This window comes from Dehalococcoidia bacterium (assembly GCA_030648205.1).
Taxonomy (GTDB): domain Bacteria; phylum Chloroflexota; class Dehalococcoidia; order JAUSIH01; family JAUSIH01; genus JAUSIH01.
Map to the genome: position 1 here is coordinate 22,053 of JAUSIH010000116.1, position 11,154 is coordinate 33,206.

At 65.1% G+C, this 11,154-nt stretch carries 16 protein-coding genes; 14 read left to right on the forward strand and 2 right to left on the reverse strand.

All coding sequences use genetic code 11. The features are described from left to right. Nucleotides 1-19 precede the first annotated feature (19 nt). On the reverse strand, nucleotides 20-1,435 hold the full coding sequence (locus Q7T26_13040; protein ID MDO8533066.1) for an ATP-binding protein: 1,416 nt from the start codon (nucleotides 1,433-1,435) through the stop codon (nucleotides 20-22). After that, on the reverse strand, nucleotides 1,428-2,132 hold the full coding sequence (locus Q7T26_13045) for a response regulator transcription factor (protein ID MDO8533067.1): 705 nt from the start codon (nucleotides 2,130-2,132) through the stop codon (nucleotides 1,428-1,430). Before Q7T26_13045 ends, Q7T26_13040 begins: the two co-directional genes overlap by 8 nt. Before the next feature lie 154 nt (nucleotides 2,133-2,286). Between Q7T26_13045 and Q7T26_13050 the strand changes: the two genes are divergently transcribed. The 14 genes from Q7T26_13050 (at nucleotide 2,287) to Q7T26_13115 (ending at nucleotide 10,968) form a co-directional block, all read left to right on the forward strand. After that, nucleotides 2,287-2,658 carry a cupredoxin domain-containing protein gene (locus tag Q7T26_13050; protein MDO8533068.1) on the forward strand — a complete coding sequence of 124 codons (372 nt, stop codon included), beginning with the start codon at nucleotides 2,287-2,289 and terminating at the stop codon, nucleotides 2,656-2,658. A 49-nt stretch (nucleotides 2,659-2,707) separates the two neighbouring features. Then, on the forward strand, nucleotides 2,708-5,293 hold the full coding sequence (locus tag Q7T26_13055; GenBank protein MDO8533069.1) for a heavy metal translocating P-type ATPase: 2,586 nt from the start codon (nucleotides 2,708-2,710) through the stop codon (nucleotides 5,291-5,293). Nucleotides 5,294-5,302: 9 nt separating this feature from the next. Further along, nucleotides 5,303-5,506, forward strand: a complete 204-nt coding sequence (locus Q7T26_13060) for a hypothetical protein (GenBank protein MDO8533070.1) — start codon at nucleotides 5,303-5,305, stop codon at nucleotides 5,504-5,506. A gap of 19 nt (nucleotides 5,507-5,525) precedes the next feature. Further along, nucleotides 5,526-5,828: a DUF5676 family membrane protein gene (locus Q7T26_13065; GenBank protein ID MDO8533071.1), complete on the forward strand. Its 303-nt coding sequence runs from the start codon at nucleotides 5,526-5,528 to the stop codon at nucleotides 5,826-5,828. Between the two features lie 67 nt (nucleotides 5,829-5,895). After that, on the forward strand, nucleotides 5,896-6,558 hold the full coding sequence (locus Q7T26_13070) for a hypothetical protein (protein MDO8533072.1): 663 nt from the start codon (nucleotides 5,896-5,898) through the stop codon (nucleotides 6,556-6,558). Further along, entirely contained in the window at nucleotides 6,558-7,250 is a 693-nt protein-coding gene (locus Q7T26_13075) for a cation transporter (GenBank protein MDO8533073.1), read from the forward strand. The genes Q7T26_13070 and Q7T26_13075 overlap by 1 nt, the downstream gene beginning before the upstream one ends. A gap of 18 nt (nucleotides 7,251-7,268) precedes the next feature. Further along, a complete protein-coding gene (locus Q7T26_13080) occupies nucleotides 7,269-7,592 on the forward strand; it encodes an iron-sulfur cluster biosynthesis family protein (GenBank protein MDO8533074.1) in 324 nt (107 codons plus the stop codon). After that, nucleotides 7,589-7,885 (forward strand): hypothetical protein, encoded by a 297-nt coding sequence (locus tag Q7T26_13085; GenBank protein ID MDO8533075.1) that lies wholly within the window; start codon nucleotides 7,589-7,591, stop codon nucleotides 7,883-7,885. The genes Q7T26_13080 and Q7T26_13085 overlap by 4 nt, the downstream gene beginning before the upstream one ends. Further along, complete coding sequence (locus Q7T26_13090) at nucleotides 7,869-8,507, forward strand: hypothetical protein (GenBank protein ID MDO8533076.1); 639 nt, start codon at nucleotides 7,869-7,871, stop codon at nucleotides 8,505-8,507. Before Q7T26_13085 ends, Q7T26_13090 begins: the two co-directional genes overlap by 17 nt. Nucleotides 8,508-8,523: 16 nt before the next feature. Further along, the gene (locus Q7T26_13095) at nucleotides 8,524-9,207 is read left to right on the forward strand and encodes a cytochrome c biogenesis protein CcdA (protein ID MDO8533077.1); all 684 of its coding nucleotides are present in this window, start codon (nucleotides 8,524-8,526) and stop codon (nucleotides 9,205-9,207) included. 51 nt (nucleotides 9,208-9,258) lie between these two features. Next, the gene (locus Q7T26_13100; GenBank protein MDO8533078.1) at nucleotides 9,259-9,573 is read left to right on the forward strand and encodes a hypothetical protein; all 315 of its coding nucleotides are present in this window, start codon (nucleotides 9,259-9,261) and stop codon (nucleotides 9,571-9,573) included. Between the two features lie 15 nt (nucleotides 9,574-9,588). Then, nucleotides 9,589-10,407: a prolipoprotein diacylglyceryl transferase gene (gene lgt / locus Q7T26_13105; protein ID MDO8533079.1), complete on the forward strand. Its 819-nt coding sequence runs from the start codon at nucleotides 9,589-9,591 to the stop codon at nucleotides 10,405-10,407. 13 nt (nucleotides 10,408-10,420) lie between these two features. After that, nucleotides 10,421-10,765: a hypothetical protein gene (locus tag Q7T26_13110; protein MDO8533080.1), complete on the forward strand. Its 345-nt coding sequence runs from the start codon at nucleotides 10,421-10,423 to the stop codon at nucleotides 10,763-10,765. Nucleotides 10,766-10,818: 53 nt separating this feature from the next. Continuing rightward, nucleotides 10,819-10,968: a YHS domain-containing protein gene (locus tag Q7T26_13115; GenBank protein ID MDO8533081.1), complete on the forward strand. Its 150-nt coding sequence runs from the start codon at nucleotides 10,819-10,821 to the stop codon at nucleotides 10,966-10,968. Nucleotides 10,969-11,154: the final 186 nt, after the last annotated feature.

Here is an 11,154-nt window from a genome sequence, read left to right on the forward strand (position 1 = left end):
GGGGTGAGGCTGCGGAATGCTACACCGGGGGCAAACGGATGGTGAACACGCTGCCTCGCCCGATGTGACTCTCCGCTGCGATGATCCCTCCGTGGGTCTCCACGATAGCCCGTGCGATAGCCAGTCCCAGTCCCATGCCCCCTCTGCTCGCCGTGGAGGAATGGCGGCCTCGGTATGAGCGGTCGAAGACGTGCGGCAGCTCCTCCGGTGGAATGCCCACTCCGGCGTCCGTGACTCTGAGCCACGTGGCTTCCGGCCCCGTGCCCGCCGCGATGTGGACGCTCCCTCCCGAGGGGGTGTACTTGAGGGCGTTGTCCACGAGGTTGGAGACGGCCTGGGCCAGACGGTCCGGGTCTCCCCGCACCATCAACGGGTTGGCCTCGCAGATCACGTCCAGGTGGATGCCTCGGCGCTGGGACTCGGGCAGGAACCGCTGGTGCACCTGGCGGGCGACCATCGCCACATCCGTCTCCACGGGCCTGAAGTCCATGGTCCCCGTCTCGAAGCGGACAAGCTGCGTCAGGTCTTCCACCAGCCGATTGAGGCGGTCCGCCTCCCGTATAATACCTTGAACCAGCTTGGGACGGACGTCCGGGTCTTCGCTTCCACCCGCAGCCAGGGCCTCTGCCGCAGCCTTGATGCCCCCCGCGGGCGCCCGCAGCTCGTGGGTCACGTCAGCAAGAAAATGACGCCGCGCCTGCTCGGCCTCCTCCAGGCGGGCGCTCATGTGGTTGAAGTCGTCAGCAAGCTGCCCCACCTCATCTGACGATTGTACCGTCGCGCGCACCCCAAAGTGCCCCTGGGCGACCTGCCGGGCGGCCTGCCCGACTGTCCGTAGCGGCCGGACCAGAGTGTAGGCTATCCACAGGCTTAGCCCTATCAGAAGGACTCCCGCAAGGGCCGTCCCCGCGCCGATGGTGAGGCGTAGCTGCCGTTTTACGTCGTCCACATGTCCCAGATCGTAGGAGAGGCGCAGGACGCCTATCACGCGCCCCCCGTCCTTGACAGACACGGCGGCGTAGAGTGCTTCGCCGCTCGCCTGCGTGGCGTGCGCGGCGCCGCTGGTGGCCTGACCGGCCAGCGCGTCCCGGACGCCGAGCTCCTCCATACGCTTGCCCACAAGCTGCGTGTCTCGCGCCCAGGAGGAGCCGAGCAGCACACCATCGGCGTCAATGACCAGAATACGCGTCACATCGCTGTTGGGGGTCCGCTGGCTATTAATGTGCGTCTGGATCTCCTGTGGTCTCTTTTGCGCGAGGATATCGGGAACGAAATCCTGTCCTATCCAGATAGCCTGCGATACCAGGTCAATTCGCATGCGTTCGAGATGAAAGCTCTCCAGGACTGATGTCAGGTACAGCCCCAGCAAGAAGAGGAAGACCACCGTGGGCAGTCCAAAGGCCAGGGCCAGCTTCCAGCGGATGCTTCTAAGCATGCGAGGGTTCTGCCGCAACGAACATGTATCCGACCCCGCGGACAGTGACGATGCGCTGAGGGCGCTCCGGGTGGGTCTCGACTTTTTCGCGGAGGCGTCGGATATGCACGTCCAGCGTCTTGGTATCGCCGAAGAAGTCCTGGCCCCAGACGGCGTCCAACAGAAACTCGCGCTTCAGCGCCCGGCCGGGGTGCGCGGCCAGGATGCGTAGCAGGTCGAACTCTTTGGGGGCCATCTCCACGTCACGTCCGCGAACAAGCGCCCGCCGCGCGTCCACGTTCAGGGTGATGTCCCCCGCCTCGATGCGGGAGGGCGTGTCGGCAGGAGCGCGCCCGCGAGACCTGCGCAGGACGGTGTCTATCCGGGCGATGAGCTCCGCCATGCTGAAGGGCTTGACCATGTAGTCGTCGGCGCCCAGACGCAGGCCGCTGACCCGATCAATCTCGTCGCCGCGCGCCGTCAGGAAGATGACGGGCAGGGCTGTGCCCTGCTGGAGGATGCGGCACACCTCCCTGCCGTCCATGTCAGGCAGCCCGATATCCAGGAGGACGAGATCAGGAAGAGCCAGACGCGCCTTCTCCAGCCCCTCGGCGCCTGTTTGCGCCGCCATGACGTGATAGCCCTCGCGCTCAAGCTGATAACGCAGCGACGCGCGGAGAAGCTCATCGTCGTCCACCAACAGGATTTTTGCTCTCATACGTCGCCTTCAGTATAGCAAACGAGGGCGCGTCCACTGCTGAGCGCGCAACGCGCCACGTTTACCAAATGTTTACCGGCGGATAAACCCCCAGTAACCCGCCCGGATAGGCTGAAGGGTAACGTGAGATTAGAGAAGGCTAGCGAGGCGGTACGTGGAGCTGTTGCTGGTCCTGGCGGGAGTGGCGCTCGGGTTGACCGTGGCGGTCGTCGTGTGGGCGGCGTGCAGGTCTTCTCGGCAGTCCAGGCCGGGCACGGACGGGGCACAGGAGGTCCAGATTCTGGTGCGACGGGGCTACGTGCCCAATCGGGTGCGGGTGCGGCGTGAGAGGCCGGTCCGCATCACCTTTGACCGCCAGGAGAACGGCGAGTGCACGGAGTGGGTGGTCTTTCCAGGGCTGGGCGTCGCCTCCATGCTCCCGGCTTTCCGCAGAACGGTCCTGGAGTTTACGCCGCATACGCCGGGAGAGTTCGAGTTCCGGTGCAAGCTGGGGGCCTGCCGTGGTCACCTTATCGTGACAGCGTAGGGGGACACATCCCCTATTGGTGAGTCACATCTGGTTGCTGGAGGTCGCTATGAACGTCTCAGTGCGGACAAAGAAAGAGCGCGTCACCATCCCCGTGACGGGGATGACGTGCGCATCATGCGTGGAGCATATCGAGACGGCACTGAAGGACGTGCCAGGCGTGGCCTCGGCGCGGGTCAACCTGGCGCTGGAGCGCGCGCTGGTGGAGTATGACCCGGCGGTGGCCGGTGTCTCGGCCATGGTCAAGAGCATTCAGGAGACGGGCTACGGCGTCGCCGCCACCCAGGCGAAGTTCCTCGTGCTGGGCATGATGGGGTCCCATTGCCAGACGCGCATCCAGCAGGCCGTGGGCGAGACTCCCGGCGTCCTCAAGGTCACCGTTAACCTGAGCGCGGACACGGCCATTGTGGACTACCTTCCTACCGTCGTCTCCTCCGGCCTGGTCGCCAAGGTTATCCGCGAGCTGGGCTATGAGGTCACGGAGAAGACCGAGGGCCAAGACGCGCTGGACCGCGAGCGCCAGGCGCGGGAGCAAGAGCTTGCGCGGCAGCGGCGCAACCTGTTTATCGCTTGGCCTCTGGGCCTTCTGGTCATGCTGGGGACGTTTCGCGAGTACTGGATTCTGCCAGCATTCGTTCCCGCGTTCCTGGGCGACAAGTGGGTCCTCTGGGCCCTGACGACGCCGGTCATCTTTGGGCCGGCGCGTCAGTTCTTCGTCAACAGCTTCAACGGCCTCAAGCGCGGCCTGACGGACATGAACCTCCTGTACGCCACGGGCATCGGCGCAGCCTATCTCATTGCCGTCATCAACACCGTCTTCCCGGACGCTGGCTTCGGTGGAGAGAAGGCCACCTTCTACGAGTCAGCCGTGCTTCTGACCGGCTTCGTTATCCTGGGACGCTACCTGGAGGCCGTCACACGGGGCCGCGCCTCGGAGGCCATCCGTCGGCTGATGAAGCTCCAGCCGAAGAGGGCGCGGGTCCTGCGGGATGGACAGGAGTTCGACATCAAGGCGGAGGAGGTCGAGGTCAGCGACCTTCTGCTCGTCCGCCCTGGCGAAAGCATCCCCGTGGACGGCGTGGTCGCGGAAGGGTACTCCGCGGTGGACGAGTCCATGATCACCGGCGAGAGCCTGCCGGTGGAGAAGAAGGCCGGGGACAAGGTTATTGGCGGGACGATGAACAAGACGGGAGCGTTCAAGTTCCGGGCGACCCAGGTGGGCAAAGAGACCGCTCTCGCCCAGATTATCCAGCTCGTGGAGAACGCCCAGGCCACAAAGGCGCCCATCCAGAAGCTGGCCGACATGGTGGCGGGCCACTTCATCCTCGGGGTCCATATCCTGGCCCTGGGCGTCTTCCTGTTCTGGTTCTTCGCGGGCTATAACCTCTGGTTCAGCCCGGAGAGCCGGTTCATCCTGTCGCCCTACACGCTGACGGGCCTGGGAGTCTTCGGGTTCTCGCTGCTCCTCAGCGTGACGGTGCTGGTCATCTCCTGCCCCTGCGCCGTGGGGCTGGCGACTCCCAGCGCCATGATGGCCGGCTCCGGCAAGGCGGCTGAGCACGGCATATTGTTCAAAGGCGCGGACGCTATCGAAAGCCTCAGCAAGGTCCAGGTGGCCATCTTTGATAAGACAGGGACGCTGACCGTGGGCAGGCCGTCGGTGACGGACGTCGTGGCCGCAGGGCCTTCCCAGAATGACGTGCTGCGCTGGGCGGCGATCGCCGAGGTGAACTCGGAGCATCCGCTAGGCGAGGCCATCATCCGGGGCGCGCGCGACCGCACCCTGCCCGTGCCAAGTCCTGAAACGTTCGATTCCATCCCCGGCCACGGCGTGGAGGCGCGGCACGAGGGCAGGGTCATTCTTCTCGGCAACCGCAAGCTCATGCGGGACCGGGGCGTGGACATAGAGCCTCTGCTGGTGGAGGCGGAGCGCCTGGAGAACGAGGGCAAGACCGCCATGTTCGTGGCCCATGACGGCCATGCCGCCGGCGTGGTGGCGGTGGCGGACACGCTCAAGCCCACGTCCGCCGCGGCGGTGGCCCAACTCCACCGCATGGGCATTGAGGTGGCGATGATCACCGGCGACAACCTGCGCACGGCGCGGGCCATCGCCCGGACGGTGGGCATTGACCGCGTGCTGGCGGAAGTCCTGCCACAGGACAAGGCGAACGAGGTCCGCAAGCTGCAGGCGCAGGGCAAGAAGGTCGCGATGGTGGGCGACGGCGTCAACGACGCCCCAGCCCTGGCCCAGTCCGACGCGGGCATCGCCATCGGCAGCGGGACCGATGTGGCGAAGGAGACGGGCCACGTCATCCTCATCAAGGACGACATCCTGGATGTTGTCGCCGCCATCGAGGTGGCCCGAGCGACCATGCGCAAGGTGAAGGAGAACCTCTTCTGGGCCTTCGCTTACAACACGGCCAGCATCCCTCTCGGGGCGGGCTTGCTCTATCCGGCCTTCAAGCTCGTGGTGAGCCCGGAGCTGGCGGCTTTTCTGATGGCCATCAGCTCCCTCACCGTGACACTGAACACTCTGCTCATGAGAGGCTTCGTTCCCAGCATCAAGCGACAACGGGAGTCTGAGCGGTTCGCGGCCCCAGCCGAGGCAGCGGCTGTCGGAGGAGGGAACAGGTAGGAGGTGACCATGAATGAAAACGCGCGACTCGTGGGGACGCTCGTATCGTTCGGCATCGCTCTGGCGGCGGCGGTGGCTTTCTTCGCCGTCACCGGCGTGGGGGGTTACACGGCGGTGGCGCGCTACGGCGGGGCAGCGTGGGTGTTCCTGCTTGCCCTGATTGTGGCGATGCCGACCGTGCTACCTCTCTTCAAGAGGCGTTCTGGGGGTTAGAGGAAAGGAGAGTGTCGTCATGCTACGCCCTGTCGTCTTCGCCAACGCGGTGGCTGCTGTGTCCGCGATTGGGTCTGTGGCCTGTGCGCTCCTATCGCTGGCTGCGCCGGGTCTTCTGCTGAGCATAGCCCAGGGGTGGGCCCACACCCTTGATCTGACAAAGATTCAAAGGCCCGGCTTCACGCTAGGGGAAGCCCTTCTGGGCCTGGTGACCTTCACCATATTCATGTGGATCGGCGGCTGGCTCCTGGCCACGATTTACAACCGGTGGAGTGGCGCAACGTCCACAGCGTCCACGCCCCCCGGCGGCCTCCGGCTCTGAAGCCCACCACGCGGGCGCGCACTAGCACGCTATGTATCCATTTGCGAGTTGCTGAAGGAGGCAAGCCGTGGCAACCGGACAACAGACACGGATTATAGGGGCAGGCGTCCTGCTGGCGACAGCTCTGATAGTGATGGCAGTCACCGCGTGCTCTATCTCCACACCTGCGGCACCGGGTGGCGACGGCGCCGTCGCACCCGCACAGCCAGCGCCTGCGTCTTCTGCCAGGCCGCCGCAGAACTCGCAACCCGCCGTCACAAACGGCGCGCCTGTGCAAGGAGAGGCGAACGTCGAGCATGGCGGCGCTCGGCAGGTTGGAAGCGCCTCTCGGAGCGCGACTCTCACGACGCTACAGACCAGCAAGCAGGGCCCCGTGACCGTGGAGGCGCGCCTGAGCGACGCTCACGCCGCGGGGGACACGGGCCCGCTGGTCTTTTCCATTGTGCTGGACACGCATAGCGTGGACCTGGACGCCATTGACCTGGCGGGGTCGGCGAGCTTGCGGGACGACCGCGGCCGCTCGGTGGCTCCTGTGCGCTGGGAAGCGCCCCGCGGCGGCCACCACGTCCAGGGTGTCCTCACGTTTCCGGGCGTTCTCGCCGACGGCTCGGCGCTGCACAGCCGTTCCACGCGGTCGCTGGCGCTCGTCGTGACGAACGTCGGCGATATCCCGGAGCGTCGCCTGACGTGGGACCTGGCGGCGGAATCTCCCGCGAACGGAGGCTCGTGATGGCTGAAGCCGCCCTCCAGAGACGCGCGCTCTCCATTCAGGGGATGACCTGCGTCTCTTGTATCGTGCATGTGGACGAAGCGCTGCGTTCCGTTGAGGGGGTGGAAGCGGCAGATGTGTCCATTGGCCGGGCGGTTGTCCACTATGACCCGGCCCGGACCGCACCGGAGGCGCTGGAGCAGGCGGTCCAGGCTGCGGGCTACAAAGTAGCCCCGGAGGGCGCGGCGGCGGACAGGCAATCCCGCGGTATGCCCGTCCTGGTGGGCCTGTCCGCCGCGCTGGTCCTCGCGGGGTTCTACGTCGTCGTCATCGGCCTTCTGTCCGGAGACATGGCGCATGGTGTCAATCAGGTGCGAGACGACCTCCTGCTCGTAGCGCCGCTGGTAGCGGGCTTCGGTGTCCAGGCGGGGCTGTTCATCCATACGCGCCGCGTCATGGCCGCGCGCATGAGCCGCGCGGCGCCGGCGGCGGCGAGCGGCGCGGGAGTCGGTGTCTCCACGGCCACCATGGTGGCGTGCTGCGCGCACCACGCCTCGGACGTGCTGCCGCTGCTGGGCATCGCGGGTCTCGCCACGTTCGCGCTGGACTACAAGACGCCCCTCATGCTGATAGGCATAGCGGCCAACATCGCGGGCGTAGGCATCATGGCATGGCGGCTCCGGCGCGCCGCAGCCGCCTGTCTCAAGAACTGACACAGTGGGAGAGATACGATGATTGAAGTGACCTCCCAGGCGGCTGCTCGTCTCAAGGGTGAGCTTGAAGCGCGTGGTCTGACGCCATATCCCCTGCGCATCGTGGCCGTGCGCGGGCCCCACGGATGCATTCATGGCTACACTCTGGCCCCCGAAAGAGAACTCGGAGAGGGCGACCGCGTCGTGGAAGAAAGCGGCGTTCGTTTCGTTGTCCACCAGGACATGGCCCCATTCCTGGACGGAGCGCGGATAGACTGGGATGGCGCGCACCTGACAATTGACGCTCCGGCGTCGCCGCCGCCGCGGCACGAAGGGCACTGCGAGGACCACCATGCCGCGTGAACGGGTTTCCCCGGCCGTCCCGCCGTCCTCGCTGGGGACTGCCCCTGGTGCTGGCGCTGGGCCTGTGGCTCTGCACCCTGCCCCTCGTGGGGCTTGCCCTGGCCCTGGGCCTGCTGCCGTGGCAGGACGCATGGCCCGCCGTGGGCCTGCTGCTGGCGGGCGATCTGCTGGCGTGCTTCGTGCTGTGCCACACCGTTCTGAGAGGCTGGACCGAGGCTCTGACCTGCGCGCCGCGCCTCGACTTTGCGCGCGTCATGCCAGCGGAAGGTAAAGCCTGTGCCTCAACGCAATAGCGGCAACAGGGCGCGTGTGCGCCGTCCCCGGCCCTTCTGGAAGCGCGCCCTGCTCCCCGGGGGTCTGGCCTTCCTGGGGATTGCGGTGGTGGCGGCCTTGGTCTGGCTGGGCAGGCCGGAGGAGAACGGCGCCGACGCTCGTGGGGCAGACCTGACAGAAGGAGCTGTCCACATCTTCTATGGCAGCACCTGCCACGACTGTCCACCCTACGTGGCGGAGCAGGCGATGCCTGCCCTCCAGACGCGCCCGTGGCCGGGGGGAGTCAAGGTGCACGATTTCCAGAAACCAGAAGAGCTAAAGTTGCTCACCCGAACGCTCGATGAAGTAGGCTTCAGTGCGTCTCCAGCCGATGTCGCTCGTGTCCTCACTCCGGCGACATTTCACGTTACGGTGCTCCGCTTGGACCAGAGCAGGATCATCATGCTGGGGCACCCGCCGGGGAGCCTGGTCCGGGAGGTGCTGTCCCTGAGCAACCCGCCGCCTCGGCTGGTGGTCAGCCAGGAAGAGATGCATGGGGCGGCTACCAAGTACGAGGTCTGGGACTTTCAGGGGGCCGTGGCGAGCTTCCCCATCGGGACGCCCCTGAAGGACGCCCTTGCCCGGATGAGCGCCTCAATGTAGGCGCGGGAGACGCGGCGTGCTGCCAAACGACATCCTGTTGCCAATGGTCCTGGCGTCTGGGCTTCTGGACGGGGTCAACCCCTGCGCGTTCGCCGTGATGGGGTTCCTCCTGGCCTTCCTGTTCGCGGTGGGCCAGGCGCGGTTGCAGGTCCTTCGGGTGGGCGCGGCCTATATCGTGGGGATGTACCTGACCTACTTTGCCATCGGACTGGGCATCCTCGCCGCGCTGGCGTCGCTGGGAGCGCCGCATATCGTCGCCACAGTGGGCGCGTGGCTGGTGATAGCCCTGGGGCTTGTCCAGCTCAAGGACGTGCTGTTCCCGAGGCTGCCATTTCACCTGCGGATGCCCGCGGTGGCGTGGGAGAAGACAAAGGGTCTGATGGCAAGTGTGACCCTTCCCTCCGCGCTGGCGCTGGGAGGGCTGGTCGGCCTCTGCACTCTGCCGTGCTCCGGCGGCATCTATGTGGCTATCCTCTCCCTGCTGGGGTCTCGCACAACCTATCTCGAAGGCGTTGGCTATCTGGCGCTCTACAATTTCATGTTTGTCCTCCCACTCATAGGCATCCTTCTGGCTGTGGGAAACCGGCCCGTGGCGCGGAGCCTTGCCGCATGGGAACGACGGAACACCCGGGCGGTGCACCTGGTCGCGGGCTTTGCGATGGTCGCGTTGGGCGTTGGCATCCTGGTGTGGACTTCTTAGATGTGACGTGCGCCTCCGGGTTGGAGGCACGATGAGGAGCGCAACATGTGCATGATGCATGGACACGGAGATCAGCCTGGCGGCAAGCCGCCCTCCCACTGGCGACGGTGGGGGCTGCTTCTGGCTCTGGTTGCGGCAGCGGTTGCGATTCTTGTCCTGAAGGTGGACGCGCTGACCGTGCTCCTCGTGGGGGGAATGCTGGCGATGCACCTGTTCATGCCCCACGGAGCGGGACATGGCGCTGGTCAGGGGCAGCAGTCGGAGGAGCACCATACGGAGCCAACGTCTGAACAAGGCTCCTGCGACGCCGGCGCCGATGCTCGGAAGCCGACGGCCGAGCCTGCTGAAACAGGCGTAAAGAAATAGACGGGAGGGATATTCATGGGACCCATAGTCATCAACATAGACCCTGTTCTCCTGAGCCTGGGGCACATCCACATAGGCTGGTATGGAATCATCGTCACACTGGCGATCGCCGTTGGCGTCTGGGTCGCAACGCGCGAGGCTAAAAGGCGCGGCATCTCCGTGGACGACACCCTCGGCCTCGTCTCCTGGGCGGTCATCGGAGGCCTGATAGGAGCGCGGCTGTTCCACGTGATCGACAAGCTGGACTATTACATGGCGAACCCCCTTGTCGCTCTCGCCATCTGGCAAGGGGGACTGGCTATCTGGGGAGCCATTGCTGGAGGGGCGGTTGCCGCCGCTCTTTATGCGCGGCGAAATGGGCTTCCGCTCGCACGGCTTGCGGACGCGGCGACTCCCGCATTACTCGTCGGCCAGATGATCGGGCGATTTGCCTGCATAATCAACGGCGACTCGACTGGCACTCCCACCGATTTGCCCTGGGCGTTCGTCTATGTGAACCCCGGGGCTATGGTGCCTCCCGATCTCCTCGGTGTGCCGACGCATCCTTATCCTGTCTACGAGATTCTCTGGAACAGCGCCGTTCTCGGCGTCATATGGATTCTGCGGTCGCGAGTGAAGAAGGAGGGCGTACTGTTCCTGATGTACGTGAGCTTGTATGCGGTCGGGCGGTTCGCGCTGAGCTTTGTGCGCCGAGAGGTTATCTGGTTCGGGGGCCTTCAGGAGGCCCAAGTCATGTCCGTGATTGTCCTCATAGCTGCGGGCGTGGCCCTGGTCGAGCTGCTGCGGCGCGCCCGCCCGACGGTCCGCGCCGCAACGGTGAAAGCTCGGAGATAAGAAAGGCTGAGCGGTGTTCGACGTATCGTTCTATCAGACCGTCCTGCCTGAGCGGGTGACGAGTGAGTGCCGGATCCGGCCCGAAGACGTGCCCGTCGTACTCCTGCACCTCGCCAACGGGATGACGATGGACCTGTGCCATATTGTGCACCTGGCGGACACGTGGCTGGCCGTCCGTTACTTTCGGGACACCAAGACCTGCGAGGAGATGGATGTGGCCTATGTGCCCTACGAACTGGTGACGCTTGTCACCCTCTCGCTGCACCGTCCCGAAGACCGACCGGTGGGCTTCCGGCTCGAAGGACAAAACGACGGGATAGGAGGGACGACGACGAGTAAGCCATCAGCACATAGATAAGACCTGAATGCCATCCGTGGACAAGGTACAGACTAGCATCAGGAGGTGTTCCCGTGGTCAAAGATCCCGTGTGCGGTATGGAGTTCGACGAAAAGAAGGCCAGGGTCCAGTTTCAACATCGGGGCAAGACGTACTACTTTTGCTCCGTGCCGTGCAAGGTCAGCTTCAGCAAGGAGCCGGAGAAATATGAGAAGGGGGCATAGACGAGGCCATCCACCGACAATCCGCACGGGTTATCCACCAGGCATCTCACAAAGATCTGCCTAAGTTTCCAAAAGGGGAGGGACGATGTTCACTCTGGCATCCGCGGCCACGAGAACTCAAAACGCCATTCTAGCGCAGCGCGACGATTTGGCTTCGGCGCTGGGCCTGTTCGGATGGCGAGGCTG

Coding starts and splice junctions, on each gene's coding strand:
- Q7T26_13040 (MDO8533066.1), bottom strand. CDS start 1,435: ATGCTTAGAAGCATCCGCTGGAAGCTGGCCCTGGCCTTTGGACTGCCC.
- Q7T26_13045 (MDO8533067.1), bottom strand. CDS start 2,132: ATGAGAGCAAAAATCCTGTTGGTGGACGACGATGAGCTTCTCCGCGCG.
- Q7T26_13060 (MDO8533070.1), top strand. CDS start 5,303: ATGAATGAAAACGCGCGACTCGTGGGGACGCTCGTATCGTTCGGCATC.
- lgt (MDO8533079.1), top strand. CDS start 9,589: ATGGGACCCATAGTCATCAACATAGACCCTGTTCTCCTGAGCCTGGGG.
- Q7T26_13065 (MDO8533071.1), top strand. CDS start 5,526: ATGCTACGCCCTGTCGTCTTCGCCAACGCGGTGGCTGCTGTGTCCGCG.
- Q7T26_13055 (MDO8533069.1), top strand. CDS start 2,708: ATGAACGTCTCAGTGCGGACAAAGAAAGAGCGCGTCACCATCCCCGTG.
- Q7T26_13075 (MDO8533073.1), top strand. CDS start 6,558: ATGGCTGAAGCCGCCCTCCAGAGACGCGCGCTCTCCATTCAGGGGATG.
- Q7T26_13080 (MDO8533074.1), top strand. CDS start 7,269: ATGATTGAAGTGACCTCCCAGGCGGCTGCTCGTCTCAAGGGTGAGCTT.
- Q7T26_13100 (MDO8533078.1), top strand. CDS start 9,259: ATGATGCATGGACACGGAGATCAGCCTGGCGGCAAGCCGCCCTCCCAC.